The sequence below is a fragment of the Bradyrhizobium hipponense genome (genome assembly GCF_008123965.1).
GTDB classification, from domain to species: domain Bacteria; phylum Pseudomonadota; class Alphaproteobacteria; order Rhizobiales; family Xanthobacteraceae; genus Bradyrhizobium; species Bradyrhizobium hipponense.
Genome location: NZ_VSTH01000102.1, coordinates 1 through 20,379, shown reverse-complemented (window position 1 = coordinate 20,379; position 20,379 = coordinate 1). Strand labels below are relative to the sequence as shown.

Genomic DNA, 20,379 nt, shown 5'->3' with positions numbered 1-20,379 from the left:
CCGGTAAAACCGGTCGATCCCGTCACAGCACCGAGCATCGACAGCGGTCCGAGCCAGGCCGCGCTGGCCGACGATCCCACCATCAAGAGCCTGACGGCCAAGATCGCCGCCAATCCGGATGACGTGAACGCGCTGTACCGGCGGGGTCAGGTCTATGCCAGCAAGGGGGCCTATGGCCTCGCCATCAAGGATTTCGATGACACGCTGCGGATCAATGCGAAGGACGTCGAGGCGCTGAACAACCGCTGCTGGACCCGCACTGTGGTTGGCGATCTCCAGGGCGCACTGAAAGATTGCAACGAGGCGCTGCGGCTGCGGCCGAATTTTGTCGATGCGCTGGACAGCCGGGGTCTGGTCAACCTGAAGTCCGGAGCGGTCAAGAACGCCATCGCCGATTTCGACGCCGCCCTGAAGGTCAACCCGCGCCTGACCTCCTCGCTCTATGGCCGGGGGATCGCCAAGCAGCGCAATGGCTCGGCCCAGGAAGGGGCGCTGGACGTCGCCAATGCCAAGGCGATGGACCCGAACATCGTTCAGGAATTCGCAAGCTACGGAGTACGTTGATATTTTTTTGAGTTGGGGCGGCGCGTCTCGAACCCTCGGCGGCCCGGCGAAGACTAACTGGACGGATGCCGCAGGCGGCCTTCTGGGGGCCATATTGCAGGACTTTTGGAATCGCGCGCGCTGGCTGCGCAGGAGGGACTGATAATGAGATTGGCTGTCAAAGGACTTACCGCAATCCTGTCCATCATCACCGTCGGCGCCGCACTGTCGCTGCCTGTGTCACCTGCTCGCGCGGCCGACGACGGCAACAGCAAGAACGTCACCGAGGACGAGATCGTCCGCGCGCTCGCGCCGCCGGCGAAGAAGCCCTTGACCCGCGGCCTCTCGATTGGCCCGCAGACCGATGCCGCGCCGAGCGCGACCGAGACCAAGCTGATCCAGTCCGTGCGCGGTCGTTCAACGCGCTCGCTCTCGTCGACCGAGCGCGAGGAGATCGCGTCGGCGGCCAAGGATAAGCCGAACATCGACCTTGAGATCACCTTCGACTACAACTCAGCCAATATCAGCCCCAGATCGCTTGCCTCGGTTCAGGCGCTCGGCCGCGCGTTGACGAGCCCGGACCTGAAGGGCTCGACCTTCGTCGTCGCGGGCCACACTGACGCCGCCGGCGGCGAGGCCTACAACCAGGACCTGTCGGAGCGTCGCGCGGATTCGATCAAGCGCTATCTCGTCGACAAGTACAGCATCTCCGCGACCGACCTCGTCACCGTCGGCTATGGCAAGAGCAAGCTGAAGGACCTGAGCCAGCCGATGGCGGAGGTGAACCGCCGCGTCCAGGTCGTCAACATGGAAAACAAGACCACCGCATCGAAGTGACCACGGCGTAATCTTTTCGAAGTGACAAGTCGTGATGTGGTGTAACAACTCGCTTCCGAAGCGCGTCCCGCAGCCTTGCGGGACGCCGCTTCGTTTCAGGGAAATGCTCTCGCAAGGCCATGCGCGGACGGCCGCGAGCCAGGCCAGGATGATCCGGCGATGAAGATCACCGAATATCTCAAGCCTGCTGGAACCGTTGCGTTCGTCGTCGTGCTCGGCGTCGGCTATTATTTGTTCGAGCATCGGCATCGCCCCGAAGCGAAAGAAACGCCGGGCGAGGCACTCGTCATCGTGACGAAGTCGACCAATGCCTGCTTCTCGGACCTCGTCCGGGTGACCGGCTTCTTCGTGCCGCGGCGCGAGGCCGTGGTCGTTGCCGAGCAGGAAGGATCCAGGGTCACGGACGTCTTCGTCACCGAAGGCACGACCGTGACCGAAAATCAGGAGCTCGCGCGCCTGACCGCACCGCCGCAGATTCCGGGCCAGCCGCAACGGCCCGGACCGCAAGGCCCGATCTCGATGAAGGCGCCCGCTCCGGGCCTCGTCACCGAAGTCCGCACCGTCGTCGGCGCGCCGGCTTCGCCGCAGGCTGGTCCGATGTTCCGCATCGCGGTCAACAACGAGATCGAGCTCGACGCCCAGGTTCCGGCCGTGCACATGCCCAAGCTGAGCGCCGGCGCCACCGTGCGCATCAGCCGCGACGACGCGCCCGACCTGATCGGACGGGTCCGGCTGGTTGCCCCCGAAATCGACCGCACCACGCAACTCGGCCGCGTCCGCATCAGCGTCACCAACAATCCCTCGCTGAAGATCGGCACGTTCGCCCGCGCCTCCATCGACGCCAAACGAAGCTGCGGCGTCGCGGTGCCCAAGACCGCCATCGACCATCTCACCGTGCAGGTGGTCAAAGGCAACACGATCGAGACGCGCAAGGTGCGGGTCGGACTGACGTCCGACAGCGCAACGGAAATCCTCGAAGGGGTCGCCGTCGGCGAGATCGTCGTGGCCGACGCCGGCTCTTCGCTGCATGACGGCGACCAGATCAAAACCATGTTCGCCGATGAACTCGATCGCACGCGGGTACGCTGATGGCTCTCAATATCTCGGCTTGGTCGATCCGCAATCCGCTGCCGTCGGTCGTCTTTTCGATCATCCTGCTGATCCTCGGCTGGGTCTCCTTCACCAAGCTCGCGGTGACGCGGCTGCCCTCGGCCGACATTCCCGTGATCTCGGTGGCGGTCTCGCAGTTCGGCGCCGCCCCCGCCGAACTCGAATCGCAGGTCACCAAGACGGTTGAAGACGCGGTCTCCGGCGTCGAGGGCGTGCGTCACATCACCTCGTCGATCACCGACGGCCTGTCGGTCACCACCATCCAGTTTGCTCTGGAGACCAACACCGACCGCGCGCTCAACGACGTCAAGGACGCGGTGACGCGCGTACGCTCCAACCTGCCGCAAAACGTCACCGAGCCGCTGATCCAACGCGTCGACGTCATCGGTCTGCCGATCGTCACCTATGCCGCGATCTCGCCCGGCAAGACGCCGGAGCAGCTCTCCTATTTCGTCGACGACGTGGTCAAGCGCGCACTCCAGGGCGTGCGCGGCGTCGCCCAGGTGGAGCGCATCGGCGGTGTCGAGCGCGAGATCCTGGTTTCGCTCGATCCCGACCGCATGCAGGCAATGGGGCTCACCGCCGTCAATGTCAGCCAGAGCCTGCGCGGCACCAATGTTGACGTGGCCGGGGGACGCGCCGAAATCGGCAAGAACGACCAGGCGATCCGCACGCTGGCGGGCGCCAAGACGCTCGGCGACCTCGCCGGCACCATGATCCCGCTGTTCGCCGGCGGCGAGGTCCGGCTCGACGATCTCGGCACCGTCACCGACACCATCGCCGACCGCCGCACCTTCGCCCGCTTCAACGGCGAGCCGGTGGTCGCGCTCGGCATCAAGCGCTCCAAGGGCGCTAGCGACGTGGTGGTCGCCGCCGCCGTGCAGAAGCGCATCGACGCGCTCAAGGCGGCCTATCCCGATGTCGACCTCAAGCTGATCGACACCTCGGTCGAGTACACCAAGGGCAACTATACGGCGGCGATCTCGACCTTGTTCGAAGGCGCCATCCTCGCCGTCGTGATCGTGCTGTTGTTCCTGCGCGATTTGCGCGCCACCATCATCGCCGCGATCTCGTTGCCGCTGTCGATCTTCCCGGCGTTCTGGGCGATGGACATCCTCGGCTTCTCGCTCAACCTCGTCAGCTTCCTCGCCATCACGCTGTCGACGGGTATTCTGGTCGACGACGCCATCGTCGAGATCGAGAACATCGTGCGGCACATGAACATGGGCAAATCGCCCTATCGTGCCGCGCTCGAAGCCGCCGACGAGATCGGCCTCGCGGTGATCGCAATCTCGCTCACGATCATCGCGATCTTCGCGCCCGCGAGCTTCATGTCGGGCATCGCCGGACAGTTCTTCAAGCAGTTCGGCATTACGGTCTCGGTGCAGGTGTTCTTCTCGCTGCTCGCGGCGCGCCTCGTGACGCCGATGCTGGCGGCCTATTTCCTCAAGCACTCCAATCACCAGGAGCCCCCGCCGGGCGTGGTGCTGCGCAACTACCACAAGATCGTGACCTGGTCGGTGAAGCACTATTTCATCACCGTGCTGATCGGCTTCGGCGTCTTCGCCGCCTCGATCTGGAGCATCACGCTGCTGCCGCAGGGCTTCCTGCCCGCGCAAGACAGCGCCCGCTCGCTGCTCGCGATCGAGCTGCCTCCTGGAACCCAGCTCTCCTATACCGAGAAGGTGACCGAAGACATCGTCTCGCGCCTGCGCAAGCGCTCGGAGGTGAAGAGCATCTTCGTGGACGGCGGCCGCGTGCCGCCAGGGACGCAGGAAGTGCGCCGTGCGGCCCTGATCATCAACTACACACCAAAGGACGATCGCGACATCACCCAGCGCGAGCTCGAGTTCTCGATCAGCCAGGAACTGGAGAACATTCCCGACATCCGTTTCTGGTTTCTCGACGAGAACGGCCTGCGCGCGATCTCGCTGGTCGTGACCGGTGCCGACGCCAACATCGTCAACAACGTCGCGAGCGAGCTTGCGACGCAGATGAAGCGGATTTCGACCATCTCGAACGTGATCTCGGAAACCGCGCTGGAACGCCCCGAACTGCGCATCGAGCCGCGGGCCGATCTCGCCGCGCGGCTGGGCGTCTCGACCGAAAGCCTGTCGCAGACCATCCGGGTCGCGACCATCGGCGATGTCGGTCCCGCGCTTGCCAAGTTCGACGTCGGCGACCGCCTGGTGCCGATCCGCGTGCAGCTCGAGGACGCCGCCCGTGGTAATCTCAGAACGCTCGAGCAGTTGCGCGTGCCGCTGGGCGAACACGGCGAGAAGGGCGGGGTGCCGCTCTCCGTCATTGCCGACGTCAAGCTCGACCAGGGCCCGACCAGCATCAACCGCTACGATCGCGAGCGGCAGGCCACCGTCGCCGCCGACCTCGTCGGCTCCGCCGCGCTCGGCGACGCGACCAGAAAAATCTCCGACCTGCCAGTGATGAAGAGCCTGCCCAAGGGCGTGAAGGTCAGCCCCTCAGGCGACGCCGAAAGCCTCAACGAACTCTCGGACGGCTTCGCCACCGCGATCACTGCGGGCCTGATGATGGTCTATGCCGTGCTGGTGCTCTTGTTCGGCACCTTCCTGCAGCCGATCACCATCCTGTTTTCGCTGCCGCTGTCGATCGGCGGCGCCATCGCAGCCCTGCTCGTCACCGGCAAGCAGCTCACCACACCGGTCTGGATTGGCATTCTGATGCTGATGGGCATTGTCACCAAGAACGCAATCATGCTGGTGGAGTTCGCGATCGAAGCGATCCGTGCCGGCAAGCGGCGTGAGGAAGCGATGATCGACGCCGGCATGAAGCGCGCCCGCCCGATCGTGATGACCACGATCGCGATGGCCGCCGGCATGATGCCGAGCGCGCTCGCAGTCGGCGCCGGCGGCGAGTTCCGCTCGCCAATGGCGCTCGCCGTGATCGGCGGCCTGATCTTCTCGACCATCCTGTCACTGGTCTTCGTGCCCGCGATGTTCATGGTGATGGATGATCTCGGCGCTCTGATCTGGCGCTTCGGCAAGCGGTTGATCGTGCACAGCGATGATGCGGAGACGGCCGACCACCACGCGGCTCCGCAAGCCGGCGCAGCGGCAGCACCGCCGGTGCGGAAAAACGTCGTGCACCCCGCGGCGGAGTAGTCGTGGCACCGGTGTCGATTGCGCAAGGCGGGTTGGCGAGCGGCATCTCTGAACCTGACATAGCCGAGGATCGTCTTCGCTACGAAGCGTTCAAGCGCACCGGTCGTGCCGTGCCGATCGAGGTCGTTAAAGCTTGGGTCGCGAGCTGGGGCTCTTCTGATGAACTGCCTCGCCCTGACGGCAGCGAACCAGCCTAGCTGCCTCCCTACTCATTTCGCGCGATCGCCGTTAGCTTTGTCATGTTCCTGAGCAAAATCCGCCCGCGCTGGAGATCAAGGATCGCTTCCTTGCGCCAGGCCTGGAGCTGGCGGTTGACGCTTTCGCGCGCGGCGCCGACGAAGACGCCGAGCTGCTCCTGCGAGATGTGCACCTCGGAGCCGAAATCAGCGGCGAGCGCGCAAAGCCGCCGGGCCAGCCGCACCGGCAGCGGTTGCAGCATGGATTCTTCCATGCGCTCGCTCTGCCAGCGGATGCGCTGGCAGAGCAGCGCGATGATCTTGATCGCGACCTTCGGCTCCCGCTCGAGGAAGGCGAGAAAGTCTTCGCGCCGCAGCACGAACAGCTCGCTGGCTTCGCCGGCGGTCGCGTCGGCCGTGCGGCTCTGGCTGTCCAGCACCGCAACCTCGCCGAACAGGTCGCCCGGGCCCATGAAATTCAGCGTCAGCCGGCTGCCGTCGGCGGCACCGGTCTCGATGCGGACCTGGCCGCGGCGCACGCCAAACAGCGCATCGCCCGGGTCGCCCTTCTGGAACAGCACCTCGCCATTCGCCAGATGCTGGGTGTGGCAGAGATTGGCCACCCGCTGGAGTTCGTCCGCGCCGAGATCCGCGAACATCGCGTTCATCTTCAGGATGACCGCAAATTCGGCCTGCTTGCTCATTTCAATGTCCTTGTGAATCTCTTTAAGCCAGTTTCCCTGGCAAATCGCTTGGAACCATCAACATCAGAATCGCGCAAAACCGCGCCGGAGAAGTGTGTCACAAGTCACATAACTTTACAGTCCCCTCAGATTATTTTTAGCCGCTTGGAGCGGCTTCCCGGCCCGGGCTAAACTCACGCGCCAGGGACGGGTGATCGGCCGGCTTCGACACCGCCTGTCCATCGTTGGAAAGTCGACATGAGAGCAGTCAAATTCGCCGGCGCGGCGATAGCCGCCGTCATCATCGTGATCGCGCTTCTCTTCGTGGTCGGGATTCCCTCGGGTTTCCTGACCTCGACGATTGCAGCGCAAGTCGAGAAGGCAACCGGTTATCGGCTGACGATCGACGGTACCGCGAAAATCAGCCTGTGGCCGACGCTGAACGTGACGCTCAACGACCTGACGCTTCAGGATCCGAAGGACCGCAGCGGCGTCACGCGCCTGACCATCGACAGCGTGCAGGCCGAGATGTCGCCCTCCAGCGTGTGGTCGGGCCGTCCGAAGATCACCGATCTCGTCGTCACCCATCCCGTGCTCTACCAGCCGCTGCTGCGCGAACGGCTGCCGAATGCCGATTCGTCGCCAAAGCCGCTCGCGATTGACATGGACGGCGCGAGCATCGACCGCGTCAAGATCGTCGACGGCGAAATCGCCTTCGCGCGCGTACGCGATCGCGCCGAGGGCCGCGTCAGCGCCATCAACGCCGACGCCGTCACCGGCCGTGACCGCAAGGTCGATATCACCGGCACCGCACGTGCGGGCGACCACGCCGTCAAGTTCGACATCAAGGCGACGACGCCGGCGCCGCCGATCGATCGGCCGACGATTCCGGTCGACTTCGCCATCGACATGCCCGACGTGCTGAAATCTCAGCTCTCCGGACATGCCGAGGTCCGGCTCAATGGGCCCATCGTGATGTTCAATGGCGTCAACGGCACGCTTGGCGATGGCGCGTTCAACGGCTGGGCCTCGGTCGACATCGCGAGCAAGCCCCTGGTCAAGGTCGATCTCGACTTCCAGCGGCTCGCGTTTCCATTGTCGAAATCGCCCGACGGCGCGTCCGGGCAGCCCTGGAGCAATGCGCCGATCGACCTCTCCGGGCTCAATTACGTCGACGCGCAAGTCAGGATTTCGGCGAACGAGGCCGTCATCGGCGATGCGCATTTCGCGCCGCTCGCGCTCGATGCAAAGCTCGCCGGCGGCGTGCTAAAGGCCGGCACCGCCAATCTCGGCGCCTACGGCGGCCAGGTCTCGGGCGAGGTGATCCTGGATGCGACCAGCGGCGCACCGAGCTTTGCCATGCATTCCGACCTCGTCGGCGTTCGCGCGCTGCCGCTGCTTCAGGGCCTCGCCGAATTCGACCGCATCGACGGCAAGCTGCAAGCCAAGCTCGCACTGCGCAGCGCCGGCACCAGCCAGCGCGCGCTGATGGCCAACATGCAGGGCACGGCCTTCGTCAATTTCCAGGACGGCGCCATCCGCGGCATCAATGTCGCGCAGATGATCCGCTCGCTGACAGCGGGCACGCTGTCCGGCTGGCAGGAAAACCAGAATCCCAGCCAGGAGCAGAGCACGGATCTGTCGCAGCTCTCCGCCTCCTTCCGCATCGACAAGGGCCAGGCGGTGACGACCGATCTCAATCTGGTCGGCCCGCTGGTGCGCGTGACCGGCGCCGGCACCATCGCACTCGACACCAAGATGATGGGCTTTCGCGTCGAGCCGAAGCTGGTGATGACGACTGAAGGCCAGGGCCGCAACTCCGAGCCGGTCGGCTTCGGCATCCCCGTGATGATCCAGGGCTCCTGGTCGCAGCCGCGGATCTATCCTGACATGGCCGGCATGCTCGACAATCCGGACGCCGCCTATGCCAAGCTGCGTGAGATGGGTACGGGCCTGTTCGGCGCGGATGGTGCCGGGCTCGCCAATATTTTGGGCGGGCTTAGCGGAAGCCTTGGCGGCAATCTCGGCGGCAACCTTGCACCCGGCGGCGGCAATGCGGCTGGCAATGCCAATCCGCAAACGCAGCAGCCGGGGCAGAACAATCCGCTCGGAGGCCCGCTGGGCGAGGCGATCGGCAATCTGATCCAGCAGGGACTCTCCGGCGGCGCTGCAACTGGCGCGGGCACCGGCACTGGTACTGCCACCGGCCGGAGCCGCAGCCTTCCCGCGGCGCCGGCACCGCAGGCCTCACCGGCGCCTCCGGCCCAGGCGGATCCGCCGGTCGCCCAGCAGGACAGCCAGCCAATGAACGACGTGCTGCGACAGCTCTTTAATCGGTGATCTCCCGCTGCGACAATTCACCAGCATGCCGGAGCGCCCCTCCGCCCGCAGCGGGTAACCACGCCCGGCACTCGACCGGTCCCACTGCCCAAATTGTGGTAGAAGTGCGCTCGGGCCTGCACGGCCCGTAGCGCTGGCGGCGGTCGTGGCGCGAGAGGACCCGGATGGCAGGAGCGAACGACAAGACCAGGTTTTTCCGCGAGGGCCTGTTCGCCAAATACGTCGTCTCCCTGGTCGGCCTCGTCGTGTTCGTGCTCGCCGTCAACGGCGCGATGGAGACCTGGATCTCCTACCGCGCGACCAAGACGTCGTTGACCGACGGGTTGGAGGACAAGGCGCAGGCCGCCGCGCGGCGCATCGAGCAATCGGTCTCCGAACTCGAGCGCCAGATCAGCTGGGTAACCCGGGCAAGCCAGGACACGCTCGAGAAGCGCCGCGCCGACTACGCCCAGCTGCTGCATCAGGTCGCGGTCGTCTCCCAATTGTTCCAGCTCAACGGCGATGGCCGCGAGGTGCTGCGGGTCTCGCGCCAGTCGACCTCGACCGGCGGCAACGCGGACCTCTCCCGCGACATGCGCTTTACCGACACCGTCGCCCGCGGCGTCAGCTACGCGCCGGCCTATTTCGTCGATCGGACGCCGTTCATGTCGATCTCGGTGGCGCATTCCGGCTTCAACGCCGGCGTCACCGTCGCCGAGATCGATCTCAGCTTTCTCTCTGAATCCCTGTCCGATGCCCAGGTCGGCAAGGCCGCCTTCGCCTATGTCGTCGATCCGCGCGGCCGCGTGCTGGCGACGTCGTCGAAGGGGCCCGATGTCGGCAAGGACCTGTCGAAGCTGCCGCAGGTCGCCGCCGCGATCGCGCCCGGTCGCGAGCCCGACACCACCGGCACCGACTTTAACGGCCATTCGGTGCTGGCCGCCGCGAGCACGGTGCCGAAGCTCGGCTGGAGCGTGCTGTTCGAGCAGCCGACCACGCAGGCACTGACGCCGATCCGCGACCAGCTGGTGCGCATCGCGCTCTTGATCGGCATGGGCCTGATGGTCGCGATCCTCGCCGGCACGCTGCTCGCGCGCCGCATGATCATCCCGATCACCGCGCTGCGCGACGGCGCGCACAAGCTCGGCGAAGGCGATTTCAGCCATCGCATCGAGGTGCACACGTCCGACGAGCTGGAAGACCTGGCCGGACAATTCAACCGCATGGCCGGCCAGATCCAGGAGACCTATTCGGACCTGGAGACCAAGGTCGAGGAACGCACCCGCGACCTCGCGCAGTCGATCAACGAGCTCAAGGTGCTGGAAGAGGTCGGCCGCGCGGTCGCCTCCTCGCTCGATCTCAACGCCGTGCTGCCGACGATCGCGGCGCGCGCGATCGAGATCACCCATGCCGATGCGGTGCTGATCTACGGCTACGATGCCGAGACGCGGCGGTTCAACCTGGTCGAAGCCAATGGCATCGACAAATCGGCCGAGGGCGCGCATGTCACGATCGACGAGGGCCAGAACATCCTGAGCGATGCCGCCGGAAGCGGCGAGCCGATCGCGCTTGCCGATCTCGACCATGCCGCCGAACAGCCGCTGCGGGACGTCGCGATCGAGGCCGGCTTCCACTCGGTGCTGGTCGTGCCGCTGCTGGACCAGCAGGGCACGCTCGGCTCGCTGGTGGTGCTGCGCCGCGCCGGCGGCGAGTTCGCCAGCAGCCTCACCGGCTTGATGCGCACGTTTGCGCACCAGGCGGTGCTGGCGATGCGCAATGCACGGCTGTTCAGCGAGGTCGACGACAAGGGCCGCGAGCTTGCCGCCGCGCACGAGACCGTGCAGCAGCAGGCGGCCAAGCTTCAGGAGCAGACCGAGCAGCTCCGCAACTGGAATCGCTCGCTGGAGGAGCGCGTCGAGAAGCAACTCGGCGAGATCGGCCGCATCAAGCGGCTCGAGCGTTTCCTCGCCCCGCAGGTCGCCCAACTGATCGCCTCGTCCGACGGCCACGATGCGCTGCTCGACAGCCACCGCCGCGAGGTCACGGTCGTGTTCTGCGACCTGCGCGGCTTCACCTCATTCACGGAGGCGACCGAGCCGGAAGAGGCGATGAACGTGCTGCGCGAATATCACGCGGCGCTCGGCGAGCTGATCCACCGCTATGAAGGCACGCTCGACCGCTTTGCCGGCGACGGCGTGATGATCCTGTTCAACGCGCCGATACAATTCGCCGACCACACCAAGCGCGCGGTGAAGATGGCGGTCGAGATGCGCGAGGCGATCGGAAAGCTGACCGAGAAATGGAAGAACCGCGGCCACTCGCTCGGCTTCGGCGTCGGCGTCGCCATGGGCTATGCCACGCTCGGCCAGATCGGCTTCGAGCAGCGGCTGGAATATGCCGCGATCGGCAGCGTCACCAACCTCTCCTCGCGCCTGTGCGACGAAGCCAAGGCCGGCCAGGTCGTGGTCAGCCGCCGTGTCTACGGCATGGTCGAGCCTTTCGTCGAAGCCCGCCCGCTCGACGACCTCGTGCTCAAGGGCTTCAATCACCCGGTGCTGGCGATGGAGATCCTGTCGTGGCGCGAGGAGGTGGAGAACGTGGTGGATACGGCAGCGGCACGGCGGAGAGGGTAGCCAAAAACAAAAAGGTCGAAAACAACCCCATGCACAGTAGACGGAGCGTGCGGGATCAATGACTTATACGCTCGTTGCAAAAGGAGGTTTGACCCGTCGGGCAAAACACTGGCAGAATGGCATGATTGGGTCATCGCGCGCTGGCATCGTCGCGGTTCCAGACGAAGCTGCCAGGCCGCGGTCTCTGCAGAGCGCGAAGCCGACGCAGGAAATCGCTGTCGCTGATCCCAGGGGTTTGCTCGTCCGCCGACGCGACATGGACGTAGTTACCTTTGCCGAGAACGACCTTTTCGATCAGCTTCTTGGGCAGCCAAAACGCGAGGCTGCTTCGCCATTTGAAAACCTTCATCACGACCTCCGTTTGACATGCTCCCTTATGAGAGAGTTCACCAGTGCGTTGAGGGGGACTCCCTGCGCGGCGGCGAGCTCGGACAGAGACGCCAAGACATCGGGCTCCAGATGAACCGGCGACACAAGCGTTGCGTTGTTACGAAAGAACTTCCCGCGTTTGGCGGCCGAAAAATCATACCCGTCCTTCATTGGATCACACACCTTTTCCTAGCACTTAGTGTTGCAGTCGTGAGTCCCGTCGCGGACACCGACCGTCAGCCTCCATTGCGGTATATGTTAGTTCATTGATGCGCCTGCGTGTCCCCGCCCCGGCCGCAGACCGCTCCATATGACTTGCAACTTAAAGTAAAACTCGCTCTATTTCGCTAGGACTTGAGGGCGAGCGCGACTAAGCACACCTAGAAGTCTGATTTATTCCGAGAATTTCTTCTGTTGCCCCACCAAGGACTAGTGATGGACAGCTTATTGCAGGGAAGACTTAGAAACGGGAAGACAAGATTCATGAATTGATCGTACCGATGCGACAAACGTCGGACGATTATGAATTTCGACGCGAAAATCTTTGGCTCATCGACGAAAGACTGGCATTTCACGACTTTTTGGCCTCCGACAAGCCTCTGTCAACAATGCCCATTACCGCCGATAAGAGCGGAAAAGAACCAGACTTGGTCTCACTTAGAATATTCAACACACCGTTTCTGATCGCAGAAAAGGGCATACCTCCAGCTTCTCTAACCATTCTTGAAATCAAGCGACCTATGCGGACGGGTTACGTCGCAGGGAAGAATGAGAAGTCTGACCCAATCCTGCAATCTCTCGACTACTTGTCGCGCCTCAGAAATGGAGCTGCCACTCGTCGTGGCCGTCCCATCCCGAACGCCGGACAAATCCCAGGATTCATCTATATTATCGCCGACATTACAGACGACCTGATCCATAGCTGCGAACTTTTCAATTTGACAAAGACGCCTGACGGTCTGGGCTTTTTCGGGTATCACCCTCAACCCACATTCAACGCATACATTCAGGTCGTGTCCTTTGACGGGCTGCTTAAAGGAGCAAAGGAACGGAATCGCGCCTTTTTTGATAAGCTCGGTTTACCTGCTCACTGAGATTAGGACTTCGGTAAAGAGTTTGTCCCTCTGCTCGTCCCGACCCCATGGATACGTGCCAGCCGTAGCTCACACCCCCCGCTTCGGCCCGATCGCCTCGAACCCCGCCTTCTGCTCGTCGCTTAAGTCCGTCTCGAAATCGTCCAGCGCATCGGCGACGCCGTTCACGGCTTGCAGCATGGTTTCGAGCCGCGTCTTCGCGGCTTTGAGGCGGGCTTGCGGGGTTGCTTCGGGCTTTGATGGGCAGGCGCTCAGAGTTTCCATGGTGCGCAGCGTGGTGTCCTGGAGCACGTCGAATCTCGCGCGGGCGATTTCGTCGAGGCGGAGCGTGGAAGTGATGTCGGCCACGGGCCATTGCTGCTGCACGAGCTGCTCGTACTGGCGCTGCGCCTTCTCGTCATAGCGGGGATCGCTGTCCGCCTGGCAGGCCGATGCCGCCTGCGGGTTCTTTTGCTGGATCGAGGCAAGCGCGGCGCGGCGGTCTTTTGCCAATGCGTCGAGCTTTGCTTTCTGATTCTCATCGAGAAGATCGACGAATTTTGCCAGCGATGGAGCCACGGCGTCCGCCGCCTTGATCATGGCCTCGAGGCGTTCGCGCATCAGGGCGAGGCGATCCGCCGCCGCGGCAGGCGCCTGCGCCGGGCAGGCGGCGCGGATGGTGTCGCCCGCCGCATTCCAGGCGGCCGCGAGCTCGTCGAGCGCGGTGCGCTGCGATTCGTTCGGCTGCAGCGCGGCGACGATGCGCTCGACCGGCAGGCCGCCGGTGTCGCTGGCATCGCAGACATTCTCGGCTGACGGGACCTTTCGCGCGCGCCGGCCTTGCGGCGCGGTGTAGGCGGCGAGCTCTGCGGCCGCATAGGGCGCGAAGATCGCGGCATAGATGTCGCCATAGCCATAGAGCGAGAGGCTGGTCGGATCGGCGAAGACGACGGCATTGGTGAGGTCGTCATGCGCGAACGGCCAGAACACCGGACCGGCCCAGCCGTAGCTGCCGTCAGGGTGCCGCCACCAGCCCTGCGGGCGGCGGCCACCGTGCCAGCCCGACAGCGCAGCCTGTGCCGTGAGTGCCGCACGCAAAACATAGGGATTGGCGAGCTGGTCACGCTCGGCGCCACGGGGGTCATAACGAGGGTCTTGCGATCGCAGCGCCGCGGAGCGGGTACGGCCGCCCCGCACCGCCATGCGGGCATGGCGCAGGCGCGACAGGCCGATCACATGGCCGACGGCAAAGCGCGCAACACCGAGCGGACCGCCGCGCAACCCGAACTGCGCCTCGGCCCGATTGGGCAGCAACACTATCAGAGCCACCAAGGCCGCGCCGGCCAGCGCCAGTCCCATGCGCGGTCTCGACCCGACCACTGACCCGACCACCGAGCCGACCACTTCCTGGCCCTCCTCCCACGCCAAGCGCATCGCGCCGTATCACAATGACGCACAGGGGAACTGAAGGTTCCCGGGTCTCGGATGTGACATGCTCAAGCGCGAGCGCACAAATGGTCCAAGAGCGCGTTTCACGCGGATTGTCCGCGGGCTTGCTCGGCCTCTCCCGCTTGCGGGAGAGGCCGACGCGCCCCGGGCGATGCGAAGCATCGTCCCGCGCGCGGCGGGTGAGGGCTCTCGTCACGGCGGGATCTCGTCCCAATCTCAACAATCCCGACGCGGAGACACCCCCACCCCGACCCTCCCCCGCAAGCGGGAGAGGGAGCCCAGTGCCGATGTCGCCGCATCGTGCACCCATATGCGATTGCCGGCCCGCAAGCGGGAGAGGGAGCGCACCTTCATCGCAACTGCGGCCGAACTCCGCCGGCTAGGTCAGGAGAGACCGCCGACTCACTGCGGCTTTTGCGGCAGCACGACGGTCTGGCCGGGATAGATCAGATTGGGATTGTGGATCTTGTCGCGGTTGGCCTTGAAGATCACCGCGTAGCGGGCGCCGTCGCCGTAAGCGAGACGGCTGAGCGCCCAGAGGCTGTCGCCGCGGGAAATCACCCGGCTGCCACCCTGCTCCGCCGGCGCAGCGCCGAACACCTCGGCGGGCGAAGCCGATGCGACCGTTGCGGTCTCGGCTGGTGCCCTTGCCAAAGCCCTCGGCTTGGCTGGCCCCATCATCCTGGGCCGCGCCGCGTGCCTGTCCGGCGCCGCGACAAGGCGGGGTGACGGCAAGGATGCCACGATGTCCGCTTTATCGTCCGGCCTGTCGGCCTGTTTGGCTTCCGGTTTGGCGGCCGGCGCGGGGCGCGCGGGCGGCGGCGCGGCTTCGGCGATCGTCACCGGCATGGTGCGGCCGGATTGCGTGACGGTGCCATCCGGCGCCTTGGCGCGCAGCGTCAGCTCATAGGTGCCGGCGGGAAGCTGCGGCGGCGTCATCACGAACTGGCCCGATGCGTCGGCCACCACGCTGTCGAGCGGCTTGCCGTCGCGCAGCAGCTCGACCTTCGCACCCGGCGCGGCCTGGCCGGCGATCACGGCCGATTCGCCATGATCGTCGATGCGGGCGACGTCGAAACGGGGACCGGCGTCGGTTGCAGTCGCCGGCGGTTTGACCGGAGCGAGATCGGCGAGCGCCGCGACCTGCTGCTGCGTCTCGGCCACGGCGCCCGCCTGCGGCGCGGCGGCCGGCGCTGCGGATGGTGCAGGCTGCGCGCCGGCGGCGAGCTTTGGTTCCCCTGCCCTCGGCTCGGGCTTGACCTCGGGCTTGGCGGCGACGGCGATCTCGGCCGGCGCACCGCCGGGCAGAAACAGGCGCAGCTCTGCGGGGCCAATCACCAGCGCGGTGCCGACGACCGCAAGCACGCAGAATGCAATGAGGGCCTTGGATACGGTTATCATCGAAAAACAAACCCTTGGTCGCAGATCAACCGCGCCAGCCTGCGCCGATTTGGCCACGGCAGCAAGACGGCCGATGGGATGATCGACGCTTCGCTTCCAGGCGCCGCGGATGACCCGGCGCGCCGCCCTGGCCGCTTCACCCGTGCTCGCGGGAACCCGCCGATTTGCTTCCGATTCATATTTCCCTAACCCTTGCAGATAACAAGCCTTGCAGGTAACCCGGTCTTGTCGGTTTTGCCGCATCTTGCATCCCACGGGGGAGGGCTGGATGGGCACATCGATCCGATGGAGCGCGCGCATGCGCGTGTTGCTCCGCCGCTGGCGCGGCGCACCGCTGACGTGGCTGATCGCCGGCGGCTTCGTGCTGATGGCGGCGACCGCCATCGGCACGGCGCTGACCGTCGACCGCTTCCGCCAGAACGCGATCGAGAGCGGCCGCGACAGCCTTGAGAGCGCGGTGCGGCTGCTCGCCCGGCATTTCGACCGCGAGTTCGAGAATTTTGCGGTGCTGCAGAAGAGCATCATCGCCGAGCTCGAAAGCCATGGCATCGAATCCGCGGACGCCTTCCGCAGCGAGATGGGCACGCTCGCCGTGCATGAAGCGCTGCGCGCCAAAGCCAGCGGCTGGACCGACGTCGCCGGCGCCAATGTGTTCGATGCCAATGGCGTGCTGATCAACTCGTCGCGGCGCTGGCCGGTTGCCGATATTTCGGTCGCCGACCGCGGCTATTTCAACCGGCTCAAGAACGATCCGGCAGCGCAGGAGGAGATCGAGGTCGTAGCGGGCCGGATCGGCAACGCGCCGGTCATCGTGTTCGCCCGGCGCGTATCGGGGCCTCGCGGCGAGTTCTTCGGCATCGTCTCGCGCGCGATCGCGCCGGATCAGCTCGAATCGTTCTTCGCCTCGACCGGGCTCGGCGAGGACTCCTCGATCGCGATGCATCACCAGAACGGCCAGCTGCTCGCGCGCATTCCGCATGTCGACGACATGATCGGGCGGAATTACCGCACGGGCTCGCCGGAGCAGATGGCTGTATTCCAGCGCACCTTCGTCACCACCCGGCTCGCAAGCCCGATCGACGGCAAGGACCGCATCGTCGCCGCGCGCCTGCTCGCCGGCGAGCCGCTGGTCGTGATCGCGACCAAGTCGCTCGATGCCACGCTCGCCACCTGGCGCACGCAAACCAAGTTCTTCGTCACGGTCGCGGGGCTATCGGTCGGCCTGCTCGTGCTCACGCTGTTCCTGATCTTCCGCCAGGTGACGCACCGCCTTTCGCTGGAGAAGCAGCGGCTCGACACCGCGCTGAACACGATGACGCAGGGCCTTCTGATGTTCGACCAGGACGAGCGGCTCATCGTCTGCAACCGCCGCTATGTCGAGATGTACCAACTGTCGACCGCCGTGGTGAAGCCGGGCGTCCATTTCCGCGACGTGATCCAGCACCGCCACGACACCGGCTCGTTCCATGGCGACGTCGACACGTATTGCGACGGCATTTTGAGCATTGCCGGGCTTACGCAGAGCGCTATCGTGGAGACCGCCGATGGCCGCCTGATCGAGATCAAGAACCAGCCCGGCGCCGCCGGCGGCTGGCTCGCCACTCATGACGACGTCACCGAGCGCATCCGCGCAGACGATCGCATCGCGCACATGGCGCATTACGACGCGCTGACCGACCTTCCCAACCGCGTGCTGATGCGCGGCCATCTGGAGCGCCGCATCGCGGAGCTCAGCGAAGGCAAGCCGTTCGCGATCCTCTATATCGACGTCGACGAATTCAAGGGCGTCAACGATTCGCTCGGCCATGAGGTCGGCGACGAATTGCTGCGCCAGGTCGCAAACCGCCTGCGCGCCTGCGTCAGCGGCAACGATCTGGTGGCGCGGCTTGGGGGCGACGAATTCGCCATCGTCAAGGCCGGCACCCGCGACCCGGCCGAGCTGACGGTGCTGGCGGAGCAGATCCTGACGACGCTGCGCACGCCGGTGGACTGCAAGGGCCAGGAGATCCCGACCGACGCCAGCATCGGCATCGCGATCGCGCCCGACCATGGCGACAATCTCGATGATTTGCTCAAGCGCGCGGATCTGGCGATGTACGCAGCGAAATCCGAAGGACGCCGCACCTTCCGCATCTTCGTGCCCGAATACGATGCCAAGGCGAGGCAGCGCCGCCTCCTCGAGTTCGACCTGCGCCAGGCGCTCGCCCGCGGCGAGTTCGAGGTGCATTACCAGCCGCTGGTCGATCTCGCGGCCAATGTGGTGACCGGTTGCGAGGCGCTGCTGCGCTGGCACCATCCAGAGCGCGGCATGGTCTCGCCTGCGGAGTTCATTCCGGTCGCTGAAGACACCGGATTGATCGGCGACATCGGCGAATGGGTGCTCAGGCAGGCCTGCACGGAGGCGGCCAGCTGGCCCGGCGATATCCATATCGCCGTCAACGTCTCGCCGGTGCAGTTCCGCTCCAGGACGCTGGCGCTGAAGGTCGCAGCCGCGCTTGCGGAATCGGGCCTCGCGCCGGGACGGCTCGAGCTCGAGATCACCGAGACGGTGCTGATCCGCGACGACGCCGAGGCGCTGACGATCCTGCAGCAGCTGCGCGAGCTCGGCGTGCGCATCGCGCTCGACGATTTCGGCACCGGCTACTCGTCACTGAGCTATCTGCACAGATTCCCGTTCGACAAGATCAAGATCGACCGCAGCTTCATCAGCGACATCGGCGAGCCCGAGGATTCCTCGCCGATCGTGCAGGCGGTGGTGCACATGGCCGCCGCGCGCCAGATGGCGACGACGGCCGAAGGCGTCGAGACCGAGACGCAGCGCGAGGTGCTGCGGCAGCTCGGGTGCAGCCAGATGCAGGGCTGGCTGTTCAGCCCGGCGGTGCCGGCGGCGAAGCTGAAGCAGCTGCTGTCGGCGCAGGCGGCGGCCTGACGTCGGCCGTGGAGGCGAGGCCGCGGCATTGGTTCGCAAATGGCGCGAGCGCTTTTCGGCTGTGAACGAGTTCATAGGAGCGTCGCCGTTTGCAGTGCACGATAGGCCGGGCACGGGATTTTCGACGACGGATGTGGCTGATGCGGAAACGACTGGTCGCCTGGACCATCCTGACCTCGGCATTGCTGGCGGTCGCGGTTTGGACCGTGCTGGGACCGCCCGAGCACGCGTCCGGCCCGCATGTCCCCTCCCGCAGCCTGGAAGCGGCGGTGCGATAGAAGACGCAACCGATACGATTTCGGCATCGATCGATCCCAATTGGAGTTTGGTGCGACGGGGCGCCTGCCGCTATCCTCTGCCGCAAAACAACAACGCCGCACCGGCTCAAAGAGGAACGTCCATGCTCAGACCGACACGCCACATCGCATCCGGAGCGCACCGCGCTCCGATCGCCACCACATTGCTCGCTTTCCTCGCCCTCATTTTGGGAGTCCGCACCGGCATGGCCGAAACCTTCGCCTATATCGGCAACGCCGACAGCAACGACATCAGCGTATTCAAGATGGACGCGGGCGGTGAGATGGTGCCGTTGCAGACCGCCGCTTTCACCGGAGTCGAGAAGCCCGGCTCCTCGACGCCGCTGGCGATTACCCCCGACAAGCGCGTTCTGATCGCCGGAATCCGCTCGCAGCCGTTCCAGGCGGTGAGCTTTGCGATCGACCCCAAAACCGGACAGCTCAGCCGTACCGGCAACGGTCCGCTCGCCGACAGCATGGCCAATATCGCGACCGACCGCGGCGGCAAATTCCTGTTCAGCGCCTCCTATGGCGGCAACAAGGTCGCGGTGAATCCGCTGCTCGCAAACGGCCTCGCCGGCGAACCGAAGCAGGTGATCCCGACCGGGCTGAACGCGCACGCGATCCTGCCCTCGCCCGACAACCGCTTCGTGTTCGCAACCAATCTCGGCTCCGATCAGGTGCTGAGCTTTGCGTTCGATGCCGCCACCGGCACGCTGACGCCGAGCGATCCGCCGGCGATCAAGGTGCCGGAAAAATCAGGGCCGCGGCACTTCGTGTTCCACCCCAACGGCAAGTTCGTCTACCTCGTCCACGAGCTCAACGCCGACGTCGCGGCCTTCAACTATGAGGCAAAGAGCGGCGCATGGCGCGAGATCCAGCGCACCACGGCGCTGCCGGAAGGCTTTTCCGGCAAACCTTGGGCCGCCGACATCCACATCACCCCGGACGGCCGCTTCCTCTACGCCTCCGAGCGCACCACCAACACGCTCACCGCCTACAAGGTCGATGCTGCCAGCGGCAAGCTGACCACGATCGGCAGCGTGCCGACCGAGAAGCAGCCGCGCGGTTTCAACATCGATCCCACCGGCCGCTATCTCGCGGCGGTCGGCGAGACGTCCGACAGCATGACGGTGTATGCGATCGACCAGAGCAGCGGCGCGCTCGCCAAGCTGAAATCCTATCCCACCGGCAAGAAGCCGAACTGGGTGGAGTTCGTCAGCCTGCCGTGAGGGGGATCTCCTCTTACACTCCCCTGGAGGGCTAAGCTGTGCACACATCTTATGACTGACCAGCGGCATCGATGAGAATCACGAGTCTTTTCAATGCCCGCTGACCGACTGACATCAAGGCCGTTTCAAAACCGGGGGTCATCTAAGTCCCTGTTCTTGAGTCAGTTTTCGAGACGTGTGCACGCCTTAGCC

General features: G+C 65.1%; 15 protein-coding genes. 11 read left to right on the top strand and 4 right to left on the bottom strand.

Annotated elements, in window-relative coordinates; all coding sequences use genetic code 11:
• The 5 genes from FXV83_RS28030 to FXV83_RS45680 all read left to right on the top strand — a co-directional run.
• Positions 1 to 564 (top strand): tetratricopeptide repeat protein (locus tag FXV83_RS28030; protein ID WP_148742819.1); only part of this gene is annotated, 564 nt, incomplete at its 5' end.
• Between the two features lie 144 nt (positions 565 to 708).
• Positions 709 to 1,380 (top strand): OmpA family protein, encoded by a 672-nt coding sequence (locus tag FXV83_RS28025; RefSeq protein WP_148742818.1) that lies wholly within the window; start codon positions 709 to 711, stop codon positions 1,378 to 1,380.
• A gap of 159 nt (positions 1,381 to 1,539) precedes the next feature.
• A complete protein-coding gene (locus tag FXV83_RS28020) occupies positions 1,540 to 2,469 on the top strand; it encodes an RND family efflux transporter (RefSeq protein ID WP_148742817.1) in 930 nt (309 codons plus the stop codon).
• Complete coding sequence (locus FXV83_RS28015) at positions 2,469 to 5,627, top strand: efflux RND transporter permease subunit (RefSeq protein ID WP_148742816.1); 3,159 nt, start codon at positions 2,469 to 2,471, stop codon at positions 5,625 to 5,627. Before FXV83_RS28020 ends, FXV83_RS28015 begins: the two co-directional genes overlap by 1 nt.
• Before the next feature lie 2 nt (positions 5,628 to 5,629).
• A complete protein-coding gene (locus FXV83_RS45680; RefSeq protein ID WP_148742815.1) occupies positions 5,630 to 5,824 on the top strand; it encodes a hypothetical protein in 195 nt (64 codons plus the stop codon).
• Positions 5,825 to 5,832: 8 nt separating this feature from the next.
• On the opposite strand, the gene FXV83_RS28005 is transcribed toward FXV83_RS45680, so the two are convergent.
• The gene (locus tag FXV83_RS28005) at positions 5,833 to 6,507 is read right to left on the bottom strand and encodes a Crp/Fnr family transcriptional regulator (RefSeq protein ID WP_148742814.1); all 675 of its coding nucleotides are present in this window, start codon (positions 6,505 to 6,507) and stop codon (positions 5,833 to 5,835) included.
• Positions 6,508 to 6,744: 237 nt separating this feature from the next.
• Between FXV83_RS28005 and FXV83_RS28000 the strand changes: the two genes are divergently transcribed.
• Complete coding sequence (locus FXV83_RS28000; RefSeq protein ID WP_148742813.1) at positions 6,745 to 8,826, top strand: AsmA family protein; 2,082 nt, start codon at positions 6,745 to 6,747, stop codon at positions 8,824 to 8,826.
• Between the two features lie 164 nt (positions 8,827 to 8,990).
• Positions 8,991 to 11,438 (top strand): adenylate/guanylate cyclase domain-containing protein, encoded by a 2,448-nt coding sequence (locus FXV83_RS27995; RefSeq protein WP_148742812.1) that lies wholly within the window; start codon positions 8,991 to 8,993, stop codon positions 11,436 to 11,438.
• A 130-nt stretch (positions 11,439 to 11,568) separates the two neighbouring features.
• Here the strand turns inward: FXV83_RS27995 and FXV83_RS27990 are convergent, their stop codons facing one another.
• Entirely contained in the window at positions 11,569 to 11,787 is a 219-nt protein-coding gene (locus FXV83_RS27990) for a hypothetical protein (protein WP_148742811.1), read from the bottom strand.
• Between the two features lie 508 nt (positions 11,788 to 12,295).
• Here FXV83_RS27990 and FXV83_RS27980 point away from each other — a divergent pair.
• The gene (locus tag FXV83_RS27980) at positions 12,296 to 12,901 is read left to right on the top strand and encodes a hypothetical protein (RefSeq protein WP_148742809.1); all 606 of its coding nucleotides are present in this window, start codon (positions 12,296 to 12,298) and stop codon (positions 12,899 to 12,901) included.
• 69 nt (positions 12,902 to 12,970) lie between these two features.
• Here FXV83_RS27980 and FXV83_RS27975 read toward each other — a convergent pair whose 3' ends face one another.
• Together FXV83_RS27975 and FXV83_RS27970 are read right to left on the bottom strand one after the other, a co-directional pair.
• On the bottom strand, positions 12,971 to 14,239 hold the full coding sequence (locus tag FXV83_RS27975) for a Spy/CpxP family protein refolding chaperone (protein WP_148742808.1): 1,269 nt from the start codon (positions 14,237 to 14,239) through the stop codon (positions 12,971 to 12,973).
• A 492-nt stretch (positions 14,240 to 14,731) separates the two neighbouring features.
• A complete protein-coding gene (locus tag FXV83_RS27970; protein WP_148742807.1) occupies positions 14,732 to 15,730 on the bottom strand; it encodes a LysM peptidoglycan-binding domain-containing protein in 999 nt (332 codons plus the stop codon).
• A 268-nt stretch (positions 15,731 to 15,998) separates the two neighbouring features.
• Between FXV83_RS27970 and FXV83_RS27965 the strand changes: the two genes are divergently transcribed.
• The 3 genes from FXV83_RS27965 to FXV83_RS27960 all read left to right on the top strand — a co-directional run bounded on the left by FXV83_RS27965 (position 15,999) and on the right by FXV83_RS27960 (position 20,187).
• Positions 15,999 to 18,659 (top strand): bifunctional diguanylate cyclase/phosphodiesterase, encoded by a 2,661-nt coding sequence (locus FXV83_RS27965; protein WP_148742806.1) that lies wholly within the window; start codon positions 15,999 to 16,001, stop codon positions 18,657 to 18,659.
• A 140-nt stretch (positions 18,660 to 18,799) separates the two neighbouring features.
• The gene (locus FXV83_RS43105) at positions 18,800 to 18,937 is read left to right on the top strand and encodes a hypothetical protein (RefSeq protein ID WP_187436211.1); all 138 of its coding nucleotides are present in this window, start codon (positions 18,800 to 18,802) and stop codon (positions 18,935 to 18,937) included.
• Positions 18,938 to 19,059: 122 nt separating this feature from the next.
• Complete coding sequence (locus FXV83_RS27960) at positions 19,060 to 20,187, top strand: lactonase family protein (RefSeq protein ID WP_187436210.1); 1,128 nt, start codon at positions 19,060 to 19,062, stop codon at positions 20,185 to 20,187.
• The last annotated feature ends 192 nt before the right edge of the window (positions 20,188 to 20,379 follow it).